The sequence below is a fragment of the Rhizobium sp. 01L419 genome, from assembly GCF_056400025.1.
Window position 1 is genome coordinate 64,717 of sequence record NZ_JBFTSM010000014.1, and the last position, 14,945, is coordinate 79,661.

The window sequence follows — 14,945 nt, forward strand, 5'->3', positions numbered from 1 at the left end:
TGCGCCACGCTTCTTTTACATCATCTGTCATGGGAGGGTTCCGTGATCAAATCCGTCGTTATTTCCGGCTGTTCGGGTGGCGGGAAATCAACATTGCTCGAAGAGCTTTCCCGGCGCGGTTACGCCACCGTCGAAGAGCCCGGCCGCCGGATCGTGAAAGAGGAACTGGCCGGGCAGGGCGCTGCCTTGCCCTGGGTCGATCCGGTGGCTTTTGCCCGGCGGGCGATCGCGATGGCGCTCGAGGACCAGAAGCTGGCAGAAGCACAGACGGGCTGGACGTTTTTCGACCGCGGCATGATCGATGCCGCCGCCGCGCTGCAGGCCACTACCGGAGAAGCGGTGCTGGAGACGCTGCGGGACCGGCATCGTTATCACCAGACGGTGTTTCTGACGCCACCGTGGCCGGAGATCTACGTCAACGATCCCGAACGGCGGCATGGTTTCGAGGAGGCGGTTGCCGAATATGATCGACTGGCCGCGGCCTATCCTGAAATCGGCTATGAGGTCTTCATGCTGCCGAAGTCCGATGTGGCCGCGCGTGCCGATTTTCTGCTGAGCCTCCTGCCGGGGTAATGCAGGCAGGCCCTATGTCATATGCACCTTGGATATCGGAAGTAACACTGCGCGCGAAGTTTGTTTGCTACATTGAAAGCAGGTTCGATGGCGGATAGCAGAGCGATTTCGGCCGCCGGAAACAATGCAGATATCTATGAATGCGTGTTTCAGGCACACGATCTGAGATACAGGCGCGAAGCTTACGCGTTTATCAGTATCGACCCGCCGCCGCCCTATTACTCAAGCCTGACGACATTGTCGGCCACGCGGATAGACGAACAGCGGGCTGCCATCGATCAGCTTCGCCGCAGCAGGAGCTGGAAATTCGATTTCAAGGACAGTTTCTGCAGTTTCGACATGACCGCGCTCGGAATGGAAATTCTGTTTGAGGCGCGTTGGCTGTGGGCTCCGCCTCGCATGTTTGGCGGCACGGACCCCAACTGGCAGCAGGTCAAGACCGAAGACGATCTGGCTCAATGGGAACAGGGCTGGAAACGAAACGGCTCTTCGACCGAGCGTAAGATGTTTCCATCCTCCATGCTTTCCCGGCCGGATATAGTCTTCTTTGGTCGCCGTAATGGTGCCGGCTTCCAGGCTGGATGCATCGGAAATATCTCCGGCGACTGCGTCGGCCTGTCGAACGTCTTTTCGGAGAGCGACGGCGAAGACGAGCTTCGAGCCGCCATCGAGTGTGTCGCAGCGCTCGCACCTGAAAAGCCTGTGGTTGGGTATGATCGGGGAGCGATGCTCAGTCGCATGAAGTCTTTCGGCTTTGAGGATGTTGGACCGCTTCGGATCTGGAGGGGGAAGCAGCCGCTCTGAGCCGGGCCGATGATGTCTTTTGGGATCACCCACCGTCCGATGCGGTCTTGAGATAGCCGATCGCGGCGCGCTTGACGCGCAGCGCCAGCCCGGTCCTGTCCTTCTCTCCATGCTCGCCGGCGGCATCGATCATGCCCTTGATGATCGCTACCACATCGCGCGCTGCGACATCGATATCGGGCTGCGGCGGCATGTCCGGCCGCAGGAGGGTATCGCGGGTGAGCTCGAAGAAGCGCGTCTTCACCCGTTCAGTCTCCGCATCGAGCGGCAGGCGGGCCTCTTCATAATCGAGCAGGCGGGCAAGGGCAGGACGTTCGAGCTGCTGGTGAACGCAAGGGTCGATCAGCGCCGAAAAGGCCTCTTCGCTGGTCGGTTGATCGGCAGCACTCTCCGCATTTTCAACCAGTGACATGGTCTGCCGCAGGATCAGCGCGCCGATCAGCGCGTCCTTACGCGGGAAATACTGGTAGAGCGAGCCGACGCTGACGCCGGCCTTTTCCGCCACAGCGTTGGTGGAGAAACCCTCATGGCCGCGCTCCTCCAGAATGCGAGCCGCAGCCTCGACAATCGCCGAGACGGTTGCGAGTGAGCGGGCCTGTCTTGGTGCTTTTCTGGGCGCGGAGCGGCTCTTGTAGGGGCTGTCGGTCATGATCTGAAATGCGAGTGGCGGGAACGCGAGTTATCGCTCACATTACCGACGTCAGATCAAGCGCACAAGCGATCGGGCAACATAGCAGGATTTGAAGTCTTCAAGCGCGCTGCCGGGACCGGTGACGCGCATGCACCTTGTTGTGCCTGCGATCGCCTGAGCCGGAACAGAACGGAGAATGACATGACCCATGACATCAGGACCGCCATCGTCACAGGCGCATCCAGGGGCATTGGCGCTGCCATTGCCAGACAGCTCGCAGCCGATGGCTTCCAGACCGTCGTCAATTATGCCGAAAGTGTTGCGCAGGCGGAGGACGTGGTCGCTTCCATCGAGGCCGCCGGCGGCCAGGCGCTTGCCATCCGCGCCGACGTCTCCGACCCACGAGCGGTCGCTGATCTCTTCGAGCGTACCGAAGCGCAATTCGGAACCGTCGACGTGCTCGTCAACAATGCCGGCGTCACCACCTTCGGCCCGCTCTCCGAAGTCCGCGACGAAGACTATCAGCACCTGATCGCCGTGAACCTGACCGGCACCTTCAACGGCATGCGCGAGGGTGCAAGGCGCGTGCGTGACGGCGGCCGCATCATCAATCTCTCCACCAGTATCATCGGCCATTATTCGCCGGGCAATGCCGTCTACACGGCGACCAAGGCAGCGGTGGAAGCGATGACGCATATCCTCGCAAAGGAGCTCGGCCCCCGCCGCATCACCGTCAACGCCGTGGCGCCCGGGCCGGTCGCAACCGAGTTGCTGCTCGCCGGCCGCTCCCCTGAGCTGATCCAGCGCCTGACCAACGAGATCCCGCTCGGCCGGCTCGGGCAGCCGGAGGATATTGCGCGCATCGTGTCGTTTCTGGCGAGCGCAGAGAGCGGCTGGGTCAATGGGCAAGTGATCCGGGCGAATGGCGGGCGGAACTGATGTAGGCCAGGCTTTTTTGGAGCGCGCCATTTCGGCGCGCATCCAGCTCGAGTCTCCCCTCAGAAACATCCTGAATTTCTCTGATTCAAATTAGACGTTACCGCCGCATACAATGACCCAGAATTTGCTATGCCGTTTCGGAAGCTCGTTTTCGAAGAGCGCCGCCAACGCCAATGCTCCGCTTGGTTCTGCGATTACGTCACATTCACGCCGCAGTCGCGCTTGTGCTTCAAGAACTGCATTGTCTGACGATAGCAGAGTGCGTACCCCGATTTTCTCGATAATCTGAAATGAAAGTGCACCGATCTCAGTTGCCCGCAAAGCATCACAAATTGTTTGCCCCTGAGGAGTGATCTCGACCGGATGAGACACAGTGATTGCGGCTTGCAAACGCGGATAGTTCTTTGGTTCAGCCACGTAAATCTCGTTCTTTAATCCACTGAGCCTAATTCCCAATGCGGTTCCTGCCGCCAGTCCGCCGCCGCCACAAGCGACAACAATGGCATCATCAGGTGATCCACTCGCTTGAATGGTACGGGCAAGTTCAACACCAAGGGAGCAACTGCCAATCAGCATGGTTGCATCACGGAACGGATGTAGCAACGGCAAACCACGGGCCTTCGCTAGCCGTTCCGCAACGTCAGCAAAGTCAGTCCTCGGAACGAACAAAACTTCAGAATCCGAATTGCGAGCCAACTCTCTTTTGGAAACAGGTGCATCCTCGGGTATCACCAATATCGCTGGAATTCCAAGTTTAGAGGCCGCCAGGCCTACCGCAATTGGAAAGTTTCCGGAGCCACAAGCGACGACGCCTTGGGGATGTTTGCTCACTCCGAGCACGGCTCCTCTGTATTTGAAGGATCCCGCATATTGTTGTGTTTCATCAACTAATCTAATGGCGCCGGAACTATCTCCTGCTGTGGCTAATTCGCTGAATTTTCCGGGCATTGCATGATTTAAGATAAACTCGATGTCGTTCTTCAAAGTAGTTGATAGGGCTTGGCCGATCAGCGGGTAATCATCCATATTTCCTCCCACAGCATTGCTGGTAAAAAATGAGAACATAGCCAAAAAACACAACGAAAATAGGATCTTGAGTGCGTCGGCGTTAGTGACAGAAAGCTGCTTTAACGGATTTGGGAATCCGACGCATTTTCCGTGTCACTTGTTTGATGCTGGCGATTTAGGCATTCCGCGCGGGCCGCGCGATTTCAGCGCGCATCCAGCTCGAATCTCCCCAGGTCGAAAGCCAGATCATGAGATCGGTGAGCGCACCGATGATGGGCAGAAGCAGCGCGTGGCTGATCCCGTGCGCCGTCTGCTTTTCCTCGGCCTCGCGCAGATGCGCCAGTTCCTCATCCTGGATCGAAGCAATCAGGGCGTGAAGCTCCTGGTCTCTGGTCTCAAGGAAGGCTAGCTGTTCTTCCAGATGGCGATGAACGGTGCTTTCCACCGCCTCGGTGCAGATCCAGACCATGTTGCGCCCTCCGAGCGCCGTCAGAAAACCGAGCACAAAACCGCCGAGGCTCCAGAAGGCCATCACAAGGCACGGCCTGGCGCTCCTCGCGGGCATGGCCTCGCGAAACAGGCGGCAATGCCTGATCTCGTCTTCCCGCATGTCCTGAAGCGCCGGCACGATCTCCGGAAACAGACGGCGGGCCATCCAGATCTGCGCCCCGTAGATGCGGATAGCACCGAATTCGCCGGCGTGATTGACCTTGAGAATACGCCTGACGGTGACGTCCGGATCGCGCTTGCTGACGATATCAGGCAGATTGTCCATGATGCATGCGGCCCCAGCTTCCCCTGTTTGCAATAGGCAATACGACCGCCGCGATCGTCAATGGCTGGGCAAACCCCATGAGGCGTATTTCGGAGAATCTGATGGCGCCATCGGTTCTTCCGTTTTTCTTCCGCCAGCAACGCGCTGATGTCCGGCGGAACAATATCGCAGAAGACATGAACCTTCCGCAGCTTGACATGAAAAACGACGGCGCGCATAAAAATCATATGGGGTTGCGATCACCCCACGAGGCGACATGCCGAAGAATCGCGTCCATGAAACCGAACACCGGAGGACGCGTCATGCCATCATTTCTCGAAATATCTTCAGACAAATTGAACCGTATCGTCGGCACACCCAATGCGCCTGTCATCGTCGATGTGCGCGTCGACGATGATTTCGCCCGCGATCCGCGGCTCGTGCCGGGCTCGATCCGCAAATCCCACACCAATATCGACGAATGGGCAGCCGGTTTCGCCGGGCCGGTGGTCGTCGTCTGCCAGGCRGGCGGCAAGCTCAGCCATGGGGTCGCCGCCCATATCCGGCATGCCGGGGGAGCGGCGGAGGTGCTGGAAGGCGGCTTCGAAGCCTGGACAGGCTCGGGCGGGACGGCCGTGCCCGTCGACAGGCTGCCGCCGCGCGACCGGCAGGGACGGACCTGCTGGGTCACGCGTGCGCGTCCGAAGATCGACCGCATCGCCTGTCCGTGGCTCATCCGGCGCTTCGTCGATCCCTCCGCGGTTTTTCTCTTCGTGCCGACGTCCGACGTCTTGCTGGTTGGCGATCGCTTCGGCGCCATGCCCTTCGATATCGAGGAGGTCTTCTGGAGCCACCGCGGCGAGCTCTGCACCTTCGATGTGATGATCGAGGAATTCGGCCTTGCTTCGGGGCCGATGTCGAGGCTCGCAACGATCGTTCGTGGCGCCGACACCGCCCGGCCGGACCTCGCCCCTGAAGTCGCCGGGTTGCTGGCTGCTTCGCTCGGCCTGTCGCGCATGTTCGTCGACGACCTCAAGCAACTGGATGCCGGCATGCTGCTCTACGATGCCTTCTATCGCTGGTGCCGCGATGCCACGGACGAAACGCACAACTGGCCTTCCGCGAAAAAGGGAGGCTGACGTGAACAGTGCCGTCACCCATGCGACGCCCGATACCGGGGCGTCGCCTAACCCGCATGGCGTTACCTTCGGCGAGGCTCTTCGCGTCTGGCTGCGGGTCGCCGCGCTCAGCTTCGGCGGACCGGCCGGGCAGATCGCCGTCATGCATCGCATCGTCGTCGATGAGAAGAAGTGGATCGGCGAGCAGCGCTTCCTGCATGCGCTGAACTATTGCATGCTGCTTCCGGGACCGGAGGCGCAGCAGCTCGCCATCTATATCGGCTGGCTGATGCATCGGACCGCCGGGGGTCTGGTCGCAGGCATCCTGTTCGTGCTTCCGGGCTTCCTGTCCATCCTGGCCTTGAGCTACCTCTACGTGACCCTCGGCAGCGTCGATGCCGTCGAGGGCCTGTTCTTCGGCCTGAAGGCCGCCGTGCTAGCCGTCGTCATTCAAGCGGTCGTCAGGGTCGGCGGCCGCGCGCTGAAGAACAGGGCGATGATCGGGATCGCGGCAGCCGCCTTCCTGGCGATCTTCGTCCTGCATGTGCCTTTTCCTGTGATCATCCTGGTCGCCGCCATCATCGGATTCCTGGGATCGAAATCAGGTACCCGCCTGTTCCAGGGCAATGGCGGGCACAAGGCAGTCGGCGGCGCGATGCTGTCCGACGCTGACGCGCTGCTCGGGGAAGATATACCTGATCATGCGCGGCCGAACCTGCGCTGGTCGCTGAGGATCTCGTCGGTGCTACTGGCGCTCTGGCTGCTGCCGCTTCTGCTGCTCTATCTCTTCCTCGGACCCGGCGATATCTTCACGCAGATCGGCGTGTTCTTCAGCAAGATGGCGATGGTGACTTTCGGCGGCGCTTACGCCGTGCTTGCCTATGTCGCGCAGGAGGCCGTCCAGCGTTTCGGATGGCTGAAGCCCAACGAAATGCTCGATGGGTTGGGCATGGCGGAAACGACGCCCGGCCCGTTGATCATGGTTCTCCAGTTCGTCGGCTTCATGGGGGCATATCGCGATCCCGGCAGCCTGAATCCGATCACCGCAGCCACGCTTGCCGCCATCCTGACGACATGGGTGACCTTCATTCCCTGTTTTCTCTGGATCTTCCTCGGCGCTCCCTTCATTGAGAAACTGCGTGGCAATGCAGCACTTGCAGGCGCGATGACGGCCATAACTGCGGCCGTGGTCGGCGTCATCCTCAATCTAGCGATCTGGTTCGGCCTGCACTTCCTGTTCCGGAGCACGGAGATTCACAGCCTTGGACCTTTCTCCATCGAGCTGCCTGTCTGGACGTCGCTGTCGACGCCGTCGCTGTTGCTGAGCCTTGCGGCAGCCATCGCGATCTTCCGGTTCAGGGTGGCGGTCATTCCGGTGCTGCTCGGCTGCGCAGTGGCCGGAATGCTCTGGCCGGCGTGAAGCACTGCGGGCCGCAGTACCATCGGAAAAACCGATGGCATTATCGGTTTCTTCCGTTTTTCTTGCTGTCCGGAACGAGGCATCTGCTCTCCGAGCCAAGAAGGAGACGGCAGATGACAGAGATCAGGATCGAAGGCGCGGACATCATCATTATCGGCGGCAGTTCCGGCATGGGGCTGGCGCTGGCGCAGCGGCTGCTGGCCGAAGGGGCACGGGTGACGATTGCCGGGCGCAGCGCAGAGAGGCTTGAAGCAGCACGGCGGAAGCTAGGCGATCCCGCAGGGCTTACGACAGCAGCCCTCGATCTCACGCGGGAAGAGGAGGTTGCAGCCTTCTTCCACGATTGCGGGCCGGTCGATCATATCGTCAGCACGGCGGCGGATATCGAGGGAGCCTACCAGCTTCTGCCCGACATCGAGCTTGAAGCAGCGCAACGGGTGGTCGAGAGTAAGTTCTACGGTCCCCTGCTGCTTGCCAAATACGGCGCGCCCCGCCTGCCGCCGTCAGGGTCGATTACCTATACGTCAGGCGTCGCCGCCTATCGGCCGGCGGCACGCGGTTCCGTCGTTGCTGCCGTCAATGCGGCGCTGGAAGGGCTGGTGCGGGCGCTGGCGGTGGAGCTTGCGCCGGTTCGTATCAACGCAGTGTCGCCGGGATGGGTGGATACGCCGATCTGGAGTTTCGTTGCGGGCGACGCCAAGCAGGCGACGCTGGACGCGATGGCCAAGCGCCTGCCGGCGGGTCGTGTCGGCCGGCCCGAGGATATTGCCGATGCGATCCGCTTCCTGATCGGCAACGGCTTTACGACAGGCACTATCCTGCACGTCGAAGGCGGGCATCGGCTGGTCTGACCGGCCGCAGATCCTCGCCCGCCGAAGCGAGCAACAGGGAGAGCGCCGGCGGCTGCACGCGCCGGCGCCGCCACAGCATGATCAGCGAGGCCGTTGGCGCATCGCCCGGCCAGGGAAGCTCCACGACATCGCCGCGCTCCGCAACCGGAGTGACGGCCAGACGGGGGACGAGACCGTAGCCGGCGCCGGATGCAACGAGGCGGATGATCGTCTGGATACTGTCGGCCTGGGTGACAATATCGGGTACGGCAATGCCTGCTTCGGCGAAGGCAGTATCGAAGAGGCGGCGATAGACGCAACCGGTTTCCGTGGCGATGAAGGGCAGGTGGCTCAGGTCTGCAAGGCTTTCCGGCGGCGTGGCTGCGGAATTGCGGCCTGCAATCAGTACCAGCGGTTCGTGCGAGACCAGACGGGTCACGAACCTCTCGTCCTGTTCTCCGCGATCGAATGTGAAGGCGATATCGATCGAGCCGTCTTCCAGACGCCGCTGCAATTCACCGCTGCCGCCGATCTTCAGCGTCAGGCCGATATCAGCATGGATCTCGCGAAAGCGCGACAGGAAGGGCGCGAGCTTTTCCGCCGCAATGGTTTCGAGCGTGCCGATCGTAAGCATGAGTTCGCCAAGGCCGGCGGCTGCATGGATCGCCGCTTTCGCCTCGTCGTTCAGCGCAAGGATCTCCTCGGCATAGGCCTTCAGCGTATCACCAGCCGGTGTCAGGGTCACACCCTGCCGGGAGCGCTCGAAAAGCTGGACGCCCAATTGCTCTTCCAGCACCTGCATCTGGTCGCTGAGGCTCGACTGGGCGAGGTTTGCCTCGCTGGCGGCGCGGGTGAAATTGCCGTGCCTTACGACCGCAAGAAAGGTCTTCAATTGTCGTGGGTTCATCGCGGGCTCCGTGCTCCCCGGCAAGGATGGGCACTCCCTGCCTATATCAGGCAGCAGGGCGAAGAGGGAGTCTCCGCTTGGCCGTAGCCGATGGCGGCATCTCATGCGCCGAGCCTCGCAATTGACGGCAGACACATGCTTGGCCAAACTGCGCCCCGTATTTGCAAGCGACAGGGAGACTTGCTGATGCCGCCATCAGAGACATCCGTGATCGACTGGCTGCTCGCCTCCGACCCTGCCATCCGCTGGCAGGTGATGCGCGATCTGCTCGATGAGCCGGAGCCCGTATGGTCTTTCGAGCGGCGGAAGGTCGAGCGGGAAGGCTGGGGTGCAGAGCTTCTGTCCTATCAGGATGCCGATGGGCAGTGGGCTGGCGGCTCCTTCCTGCCCAGCGATTTCACGCGCGAGGAATGGAAGGCGACCGGCCAGCCCTGGACGGCGACGAATTTTTCGCTGACGCAGCTTCGCGAATTCGGCCTCGATCCGCGCTCCGAAAGCGCAAGGAGAACCATCGCGCTCATCGGCGCCAATTGCCGCTGGGACGAGGGCGGGCAGCCCTTCTGGGAGGGCGAGGTCGAGGAATGCATCAACGGCCGCACGGTTGGCGACGGCGCCTATTTCGGGGTCGATGTCTCGCCCATCGTGGAAAGATTGCTCGGCGAGCGGCAGGCGGATGGCGGCTGGAACTGCGAGCGGGCGAATGGTTCGGTGCGCTCGTCCTTCCACACGACGATCAATGTTCTGGAAGGGCTTCTGGAATATGAGCGGGCAACCGGCGGCACGGCGCAGTCGCGCGAGGCAAGACGGTCGGGAGAGGAGTATCTGCTGGCGCGGCACCTGATACGGCGGCTCAGCACCGGCGAACCGGTCGACGAGAAGTTCATGCAGTTCCTGCATCCGAACCGCTGGCGCTTCGATGTGTTGCGGGCGCTCGATTACTTTCGCGCCTCGAGCTTGCTGACGAGAGCTGCGCCCGATATGCGGCTGAAAGAGGCAATTGAATACCTCCGCCTGCGGCGACTGGAGGATGGTCGCTGGCCGCTCGACTGGCGCGTGTCCGGCCGGGCCTGGTTCGTGATGGATGACGGCGAGGGAGAGCCCTCACGCTGGGTGACGCTCAGGACACTCAGGGTGCTGAAATGGTGGGGTGGCCGGCAGGCTGAACATGCCGTTGCGTGACGCTGTTACGACATCCGGCATTGTCTAGGGAAATAAGGGGTTTAGGCCGGTGTGCTGAAGGCCGAAAGCCTGGCCTCGAACTCTTCCATCGTATCGAGAAACCAGCAGTTCGTGCCGCGATTGGCTTCAAGGACGAAGCTTTGCAGCGCGTTGCTGCCGGCAAGCTCCGCGTCGATCCTGCCGATAATGGCAATACGAACCTTGTAGTTGACGAATTTCTGGATTGCAACACCTGCAATGCCTGAGCGGAGCGTCAGGAAACCCTCGGGCAGGCGAGCGACCGGCAGCACCACCCAATCGACGGCTTCGCCGAGCGCGTGGCCGATCAGATCGTTGATTCCGCTTTCAGCCGATAACGGCTTGCCATCGGGATTGCGGAGCAGCACACGAAAGCCGTGCGAGAGCCTGATGTCATTGCTCACGGAATGTCCTTTCTGGTCGTCAACGGAGCGCCTTCAGATAAGCGTCCAGGCTGTTCAACAGTTCCGCCGTATCCGACGGCGTACCGATGAGGATGAATTTCTGGAGCCGCCGTTCCGCGTCATAGGCGGCGTTGAACTGCATGGCGTGCGGACGGCGATGCCGCGAGATCAGCATGGCCTGCATCAGCACCGTCAGGCGGTTCGACATTTCGGCGGAGAGATCGGGCACCTCGACCACGCTGGTGACATAGACCTCGGCCTGCGGGGCCGGGGTGCTGTTGCTGACACCGGCGAAGGCTTCGAGGTCGGAGCGCAGAATGCGGTAGGATTTGCCGATGCGCGTGGCGCGCAAACGCTCTTCGCGGATGAGCCGCAGCACTGTCTTCGGGTGCAGCTTCAGCCGCTCGGCAGCCTGTTCAGCGGTGTAAAACTCTTCCGACATGATCCGTACTGTTCTCTATGGTAATCTTCTTTTAGAAGAATAAGGAATATTTTGGAATAATCCAGATCATATTCGCCTTGATGCGGATCAATGCGGAACTCCCTGTAGCCGCACATGCTTCAGCTATCAAACCGAACGGAGCGTGCCGTGGATGAGACGATCAGGAAGACGATCCAGGCGATACTGGATGGGCAGCGGATCATGAGTGTTGCGACGCTCCGGCCAGATGGCTGGCCGCAGGCGACGACGGTCGGCTACGTCAATGACGGGCTGACGCTCTATTTCCTCTGCAGCCCGGACAGCCAGAAGGCCGCCAATCTGGCGCGGGACAACAGGATGTCGCTGACGATCAACCCGGATGCCGGCCAGCTGATGCAGATCACCGGCCTGTCGATGGCCGCGCATGCCGAGAGGGTGGAAGACCCTGACGAGGCCGACAGGGTGCTCCAACTGATGCCGGCGAAATATCCTGTTCAGGAGAGTCTGGCGATCGCCATGCCGGCGCAGGATCAGATCTGCATCTTCCGCGTCGTGCCGAAGGTGATTTCAGTGCTCGATTATTCCAAGGGGTTCGGACATACCGAGCTCGTCACGCTCTGATGCGGCGTGCCGCGCAGAGGCGCGGCAGCCTGCCTGGTGTTGATTGCGTGAAGGTCAGGCGCCCTTAGCGACTTTGGCAGCGCCCCAGAGCGAGCCGGGATTGGCACGGTTTGGATGGAGCGCCAGCATGGCGTCGAACAGTTCTCTCGCTGTCGTCGTTTCCAGCTCAAGCCTGTTGAAATCGCGCAGGTATTGCTGGGTTTCGTCGATGATATCGGGATCGTCGTCATTTTCTGGGATCTTGTGGCCGGCGACGACGGCCTTCGGCTTCAGCTCCTTGAGCCGCTCCAGCGTTTCGATCCAGTGCAGCCGGCTCTCCCGGGTGGTTTCGCCGAGGTAGCAGTGGATGCCGTTATAAACGACGTCTCCACCGACGATCAGCCCGATCGAGGGAACGTGGAGGGCGGTCGAGTGCGACATGTCGGTATGGCCGGCATCGATCGGGATCAGCTTGTGGCCTTCGAGATCCAGGTCCGGTGCTTCAAGGACATCGGCTACAGCCATGTTCTCGGCGATTTCGCCGGGGAAGAGCTTTCGCCAGAAGCCGTCGAGCATTTCGGGCGCGCTCTGGCGGCGCATCGCCTCCACCACATCCGATATGGCATAGGCTTTCGCATCGGGGAACCGTTTCAGCAGGGCACCGATGCCGAAGAAGTGGTCGCCGTGACCATGGGTGATGTAGATCGCTTTCAGCCGCTTGCCGCTCGCTTCCACCCAGTCGGCGAGGGTCTTTGTCTGCGGTTCGGTCAGGAAGGTATCGACGAGCACGGCATCGCGTTCGCCCGAGATCAGCGTGGCGGAATTGGCTACCCACTGAAGGGATGGATCGCCAGCCGGCACATCACGGCTGAGGCCGGGGCGGCGGATTGTCAGGACATCATAGCGCAGGCTGGGAGTGGGGCTTGAGGTCATTGTGGCAATTCCTTGGAATAGTTGGAGTTAAGGCGGCTGGGAGAGCGGGAAAGGCCTTGATTTTTGTGACCAGGCAATAAATATATGACCGGTCGTATTTAGTTATTCAAGAGGAAACGAACATGGAAAAGCCGGCCCGCCGCGGCCCCAAGCCGAATATGCAAATGCGGGAGAAACTCATCGAGGCGGGTCTGAAGGAGATCCATGCCAATGGGTTTGCCGCGACCGGCATCCAGAAGATCGTCGATGACATCAAGGTTCCGAAGGGCTCCTTCTACAATTACTTCGACAGCAAGGAGGCTTTCGGAGCAGAGGTTTCCGATCGCTATTCCGAGCAGGCGCTTGCCCGGCTCATCGGGTTTCTCGCCGATCATGAAAAGCCGCCGCTTCGCCGCCTCAAGGCCTATTTCGACGATCGCGTCGCATCCTTTACCTTGAGGGGCCATACGCAGGGCTGCGTGCTCGGCAATTTCAGTGCCGAAACGGTCGACCATAGCGAGTTGATCCGCCAGCATGTGGCAGCGCATTTCAGCCGCTGGAGCGAGGTGATTGCAGCCTGTCTGGCCGAAGCGCAGAGAGACGGCACACTAACCAGCGAGCTGCCGGCCGGGACACTCGCCGATTTCATTCTGAACAGCTGGGAAGGCGCGCTTCTGCGCATGCGCGCCGAGCGCAGCGGGGCGCCGCTCGAGACATTCAAGCACATGGTCTTTGACGTGCTGCTCCACGGCAAGGTGCATTGAAGGCTATTTACCTCGGTTAAGGAGAAATTTCCCTTCCGGTTCGGGCATTTACCATCTTTTCCGACGTCACACATCGGCAATAGTTCCAGCTTAATTCCGACATGTTCGGGCTGAAGTTTCCGGCAGCGATACGCAGGCGAGGGATCAGATGCCGGGCATTCTCATTGCAACCCTGTTGGCGACTGTTTCGGCCAAGGCGCCGATGGAATATGCCAGCGGCGATCTTCTCTTTTCGGATTGTGGCGGTTCGCGGCAGTTCGTCACCGGCTATGTTTCTGGCTGGCTCGACAAGTGGAACAGGGACGAGTTTCTTGCGCGGCGAGCATTCACCGATGCGGCCCCCGATCCGCAGGCGATGGTCACTATAACCCGTTTCGGCCATTCGGTCGGGTGGAATATCTGCCTGCCGCCGGCCACGACACCCATCGTGATCGGCGATATGCTTTGCCACTTCCTGCAGGAAAATCCAGGTGTTCGCAGCGCGGAGGGCGATGATCTGGTAATGACAGTCGTTACCCGCAGCTATGGCTGCCGATAAGATTGGCGTCAGGCGTTGCTGACAAGGATGGCGCCGCCGATGATGAGCAGGGTGCCGGCAGAGAGTTTCATGAGATCGACCTCAGCAGCCTCTCCCAGAAACACCGCGCCGACGGTCAGCGTCACCAGCACGTTGCAGCTCCAGATCGGCGCGAGTTTAGAGACCGGCACGCCGTAGGCGAAGAGTGCGAAGCTGATGAGGCCGGTGCCGAGGGCGAAACAGAGGCCGGCGATGGCGGCAAAGCCGATGCCTTCCGCCGTCCAGGGCGCGGGGCGCCAGATCAGGGCGGAGATCCCGCCCGCTACCGCAAGCATCAGGCCGAAGGCGATGAGATAGGCGGAGGAGCCGGCGCCCGATACCGCACTCTGTTTCTGGAAGATGGCGGTGATGCCCCAGAGAAGGGCGGGGGCCACGCCGCCGACGAACAAGGGCCAGAATGCAGTCATCGTAAAACTCCTGTCGCACCGGACATGCTGAGGCCTTGAGGGAAGGCGATCGGGATGTGGTGCCACCAGACTAGGAGTTTCTTCTTGTTTTTTGTGGTCTTGTTGTTTTGCCGGATGCTCGCAGATTCAGGCGCTTCCGTCCAGCGGCTTGCCGGCCTTGGCCGACGCCATGGCGATTTCACCGATCTCGGCCAGCGTCACCAACTGGAATTCCCGCTCCAGCGTCTGCTCGGCGCTTTGAAAGGCAAGCTGCAGCTTGCCATTGGTCGCGCGCTCGACGGGGCAGGACGGGTGATCGTTGGAGAGCGGCGCGTCGAGGATCGTTTCACCTTGCAGGGCGCGCTGCACATCCAGAATGGTGATCTCGGCGAGAGGCCTTACGAGCGACCAGCCACCGCCGCGGCCGCCCTCGGATTCGACGATGCGGTGCTGGCGCAGCAACGCCATGGTGCGGCGAACGACGACGGGATTGGTGTTGAGCATCTGGGCGATTCGCTCGCTCGTTTCCCGGCCGCCGAGCAATCCCATATGGACGAGAACATGGATCATCCGCGCCAGTCTTCCGTCTTGCCGCATCTGCGCGCTCCACATAGCGTAACAAATACTGTTACGGTCTATTGACTTCCAGTCTCTACGATGTAGGTTTCTGTAACGTAAAAAGATACAGAATAAAAGATAC

The 14,945-nt window shown here is 60.8% G+C and carries 19 protein-coding genes; 10 read left to right on the top strand and 9 right to left on the bottom strand.

The genetic code is table 11. From position 1 onward, the window contains the following. The first annotated feature begins 42 nt into the window (after window positions 1–42). Both AC1DUP_RS24965 and AC1DUP_RS24970 read left to right on the top strand, forming a co-directional pair. Entirely contained in the window at window positions 43–573 is a 531-nt protein-coding gene (locus tag AC1DUP_RS24965) for an AAA family ATPase (protein ID WP_477835195.1), read from the top strand. 87 nt (window positions 574–660) lie between these two features. Next, window positions 661–1,377 carry a hypothetical protein gene (locus AC1DUP_RS24970; protein WP_477835197.1) on the top strand — a complete coding sequence of 239 codons (717 nt, stop codon included), beginning with the start codon at window positions 661–663 and terminating at the stop codon, window positions 1,375–1,377. A 25-nt stretch (window positions 1,378–1,402) separates the two neighbouring features. On the opposite strand, the gene AC1DUP_RS24975 is transcribed toward AC1DUP_RS24970, so the two are convergent. After that, window positions 1,403–2,026: a TetR/AcrR family transcriptional regulator gene (locus AC1DUP_RS24975; RefSeq protein ID WP_477835199.1), complete on the bottom strand. Its 624-nt coding sequence runs from the start codon at window positions 2,024–2,026 to the stop codon at window positions 1,403–1,405. A 183-nt stretch (window positions 2,027–2,209) separates the two neighbouring features. Here AC1DUP_RS24975 and AC1DUP_RS24980 point away from each other — a divergent pair, with 183 nt between their 5' ends. After that, entirely contained in the window at window positions 2,210–2,947 is a 738-nt protein-coding gene (locus tag AC1DUP_RS24980) for an SDR family oxidoreductase (protein WP_477835201.1), read from the top strand. 90 nt (window positions 2,948–3,037) lie between these two features. Here the strand turns inward: AC1DUP_RS24980 and AC1DUP_RS24985 are convergent, their stop codons facing one another. Together AC1DUP_RS24985 and AC1DUP_RS24990 are read right to left on the bottom strand one after the other, a co-directional pair. Continuing rightward, entirely contained in the window at window positions 3,038–3,973 is a 936-nt protein-coding gene (locus AC1DUP_RS24985; protein ID WP_477835203.1) for a pyridoxal-phosphate dependent enzyme, read from the bottom strand. Window positions 3,974–4,130: 157 nt separating this feature from the next. Continuing rightward, window positions 4,131–4,730: a demethoxyubiquinone hydroxylase family protein gene (locus tag AC1DUP_RS24990; protein WP_477835205.1), complete on the bottom strand. Its 600-nt coding sequence runs from the start codon at window positions 4,728–4,730 to the stop codon at window positions 4,131–4,133. A 302-nt stretch (window positions 4,731–5,032) separates the two neighbouring features. Between AC1DUP_RS24990 and AC1DUP_RS24995 the strand changes: the two genes are divergently transcribed. From AC1DUP_RS24995 to AC1DUP_RS25005, 3 genes are all read left to right on the top strand, one after another. Beyond that, a complete protein-coding gene (locus AC1DUP_RS24995; protein WP_477835207.1) occupies window positions 5,033–5,848 on the top strand; it encodes a chromate resistance protein ChrB domain-containing protein in 816 nt (271 codons plus the stop codon). Window position 5,849: 1 nt separating this feature from the next. Then, window positions 5,850–7,247 carry a chromate efflux transporter gene (gene chrA, locus AC1DUP_RS25000; RefSeq protein WP_477835209.1) on the top strand — a complete coding sequence of 466 codons (1,398 nt, stop codon included), beginning with the start codon at window positions 5,850–5,852 and terminating at the stop codon, window positions 7,245–7,247. A gap of 113 nt (window positions 7,248–7,360) precedes the next feature. Continuing rightward, complete coding sequence (locus tag AC1DUP_RS25005; protein WP_477835211.1) at window positions 7,361–8,098, top strand: SDR family oxidoreductase; 738 nt, start codon at window positions 7,361–7,363, stop codon at window positions 8,096–8,098. Here AC1DUP_RS25005 and AC1DUP_RS25010 read toward each other — a convergent pair. Next, the gene (locus AC1DUP_RS25010) at window positions 8,061–8,984 is read right to left on the bottom strand and encodes a LysR family transcriptional regulator (RefSeq protein ID WP_477835213.1); all 924 of its coding nucleotides are present in this window, start codon (window positions 8,982–8,984) and stop codon (window positions 8,061–8,063) included. The two genes, AC1DUP_RS25005 and AC1DUP_RS25010, sit on opposite strands and share 38 nt — an antisense overlap. Before the next feature lie 186 nt (window positions 8,985–9,170). On the opposite strand from AC1DUP_RS25010, the gene AC1DUP_RS25015 reads away from it, so the two are divergent. Beyond that, window positions 9,171–10,163, top strand: a complete 993-nt coding sequence (locus tag AC1DUP_RS25015; protein WP_477835215.1) for a squalene cyclase — start codon at window positions 9,171–9,173, stop codon at window positions 10,161–10,163. A 41-nt stretch (window positions 10,164–10,204) separates the two neighbouring features. Here the strand turns inward: AC1DUP_RS25015 and AC1DUP_RS25020 are convergent, their stop codons facing one another. Both AC1DUP_RS25020 and AC1DUP_RS25025 read right to left on the bottom strand, forming a co-directional pair. Continuing rightward, window positions 10,205–10,585: a DUF4180 domain-containing protein gene (locus tag AC1DUP_RS25020; RefSeq protein WP_477835217.1), complete on the bottom strand. Its 381-nt coding sequence runs from the start codon at window positions 10,583–10,585 to the stop codon at window positions 10,205–10,207. Window positions 10,586–10,604: 19 nt separating this feature from the next. Then, the gene (locus AC1DUP_RS25025; protein ID WP_113507698.1) at window positions 10,605–11,027 is read right to left on the bottom strand and encodes a helix-turn-helix domain-containing protein; all 423 of its coding nucleotides are present in this window, start codon (window positions 11,025–11,027) and stop codon (window positions 10,605–10,607) included. 147 nt (window positions 11,028–11,174) lie between these two features. Between AC1DUP_RS25025 and AC1DUP_RS25030 the strand changes: the two genes are divergently transcribed. After that, window positions 11,175–11,627 (top strand): pyridoxamine 5'-phosphate oxidase family protein, encoded by a 453-nt coding sequence (locus AC1DUP_RS25030; RefSeq protein WP_113507775.1) that lies wholly within the window; start codon window positions 11,175–11,177, stop codon window positions 11,625–11,627. A gap of 54 nt (window positions 11,628–11,681) precedes the next feature. Here the strand turns inward: AC1DUP_RS25030 and AC1DUP_RS25035 are convergent, their stop codons facing one another. Continuing rightward, on the bottom strand, window positions 11,682–12,539 hold the full coding sequence (locus tag AC1DUP_RS25035; protein ID WP_477835220.1) for an MBL fold metallo-hydrolase: 858 nt from the start codon (window positions 12,537–12,539) through the stop codon (window positions 11,682–11,684). A 122-nt stretch (window positions 12,540–12,661) separates the two neighbouring features. Between AC1DUP_RS25035 and AC1DUP_RS25040 the strand changes: the two genes are divergently transcribed. Together AC1DUP_RS25040 and AC1DUP_RS25045 are read left to right on the top strand one after the other, a co-directional pair. After that, window positions 12,662–13,282 (top strand): TetR/AcrR family transcriptional regulator, encoded by a 621-nt coding sequence (locus tag AC1DUP_RS25040; protein ID WP_113301477.1) that lies wholly within the window; start codon window positions 12,662–12,664, stop codon window positions 13,280–13,282. A 148-nt stretch (window positions 13,283–13,430) separates the two neighbouring features. Next, window positions 13,431–13,820: a Rap1a/Tai family immunity protein gene (locus tag AC1DUP_RS25045; protein WP_477835222.1), complete on the top strand. Its 390-nt coding sequence runs from the start codon at window positions 13,431–13,433 to the stop codon at window positions 13,818–13,820. 8 nt (window positions 13,821–13,828) lie between these two features. Here AC1DUP_RS25045 and AC1DUP_RS25050 read toward each other — a convergent pair whose 3' ends face one another. Together AC1DUP_RS25050 and AC1DUP_RS25055 are read right to left on the bottom strand one after the other, a co-directional pair. Then, window positions 13,829–14,266 carry a hypothetical protein gene (locus AC1DUP_RS25050; protein ID WP_477835224.1) on the bottom strand — a complete coding sequence of 146 codons (438 nt, stop codon included), beginning with the start codon at window positions 14,264–14,266 and terminating at the stop codon, window positions 13,829–13,831. A gap of 126 nt (window positions 14,267–14,392) precedes the next feature. Further along, complete coding sequence (locus AC1DUP_RS25055; protein WP_113507774.1) at window positions 14,393–14,842, bottom strand: Rrf2 family transcriptional regulator; 450 nt, start codon at window positions 14,840–14,842, stop codon at window positions 14,393–14,395. Window positions 14,843–14,945: the final 103 nt, after the last annotated feature.

Coding starts and splice junctions, on each gene's coding strand:
- AC1DUP_RS25055 (WP_113507774.1), bottom strand. CDS start 14,842: ATGCGGCAAGACGGAAGACTGGCGCGGATGATCCATGTTCTCGTCCAT.
- AC1DUP_RS25035 (WP_477835220.1), bottom strand. CDS start 12,539: ATGACCTCAAGCCCCACTCCCAGCCTGCGCTATGATGTCCTGACAATC.
- AC1DUP_RS25025 (WP_113507698.1), bottom strand. CDS start 11,027: ATGTCGGAAGAGTTTTACACCGCTGAACAGGCTGCCGAGCGGCTGAAG.
- AC1DUP_RS25010 (WP_477835213.1), bottom strand. CDS start 8,984: ATGAACCCACGACAATTGAAGACCTTTCTTGCGGTCGTAAGGCACGGC.
- AC1DUP_RS25050 (WP_477835224.1), bottom strand. CDS start 14,266: ATGACTGCATTCTGGCCCTTGTTCGTCGGCGGCGTGGCCCCCGCCCTT.
- AC1DUP_RS25040 (WP_113301477.1), top strand. CDS start 12,662: ATGGAAAAGCCGGCCCGCCGCGGCCCCAAGCCGAATATGCAAATGCGG.
- AC1DUP_RS24970 (WP_477835197.1), top strand. CDS start 661: ATGGCGGATAGCAGAGCGATTTCGGCCGCCGGAAACAATGCAGATATC.
- AC1DUP_RS24985 (WP_477835203.1), bottom strand. CDS start 3,973: ATGGATGATTACCCGCTGATCGGCCAAGCCCTATCAACTACTTTGAAG.
- AC1DUP_RS25045 (WP_477835222.1), top strand. CDS start 13,431: ATGCCGGGCATTCTCATTGCAACCCTGTTGGCGACTGTTTCGGCCAAG.
- AC1DUP_RS25015 (WP_477835215.1), top strand. CDS start 9,171: ATGCCGCCATCAGAGACATCCGTGATCGACTGGCTGCTCGCCTCCGAC.
- AC1DUP_RS24975 (WP_477835199.1), bottom strand. CDS start 2,026: ATGACCGACAGCCCCTACAAGAGCCGCTCCGCGCCCAGAAAAGCACCA.
- AC1DUP_RS24990 (WP_477835205.1), bottom strand. CDS start 4,730: ATGGACAATCTGCCTGATATCGTCAGCAAGCGCGATCCGGACGTCACC.
- AC1DUP_RS25005 (WP_477835211.1), top strand. CDS start 7,361: ATGACAGAGATCAGGATCGAAGGCGCGGACATCATCATTATCGGCGGC.
- AC1DUP_RS24980 (WP_477835201.1), top strand. CDS start 2,210: ATGACCCATGACATCAGGACCGCCATCGTCACAGGCGCATCCAGGGGC.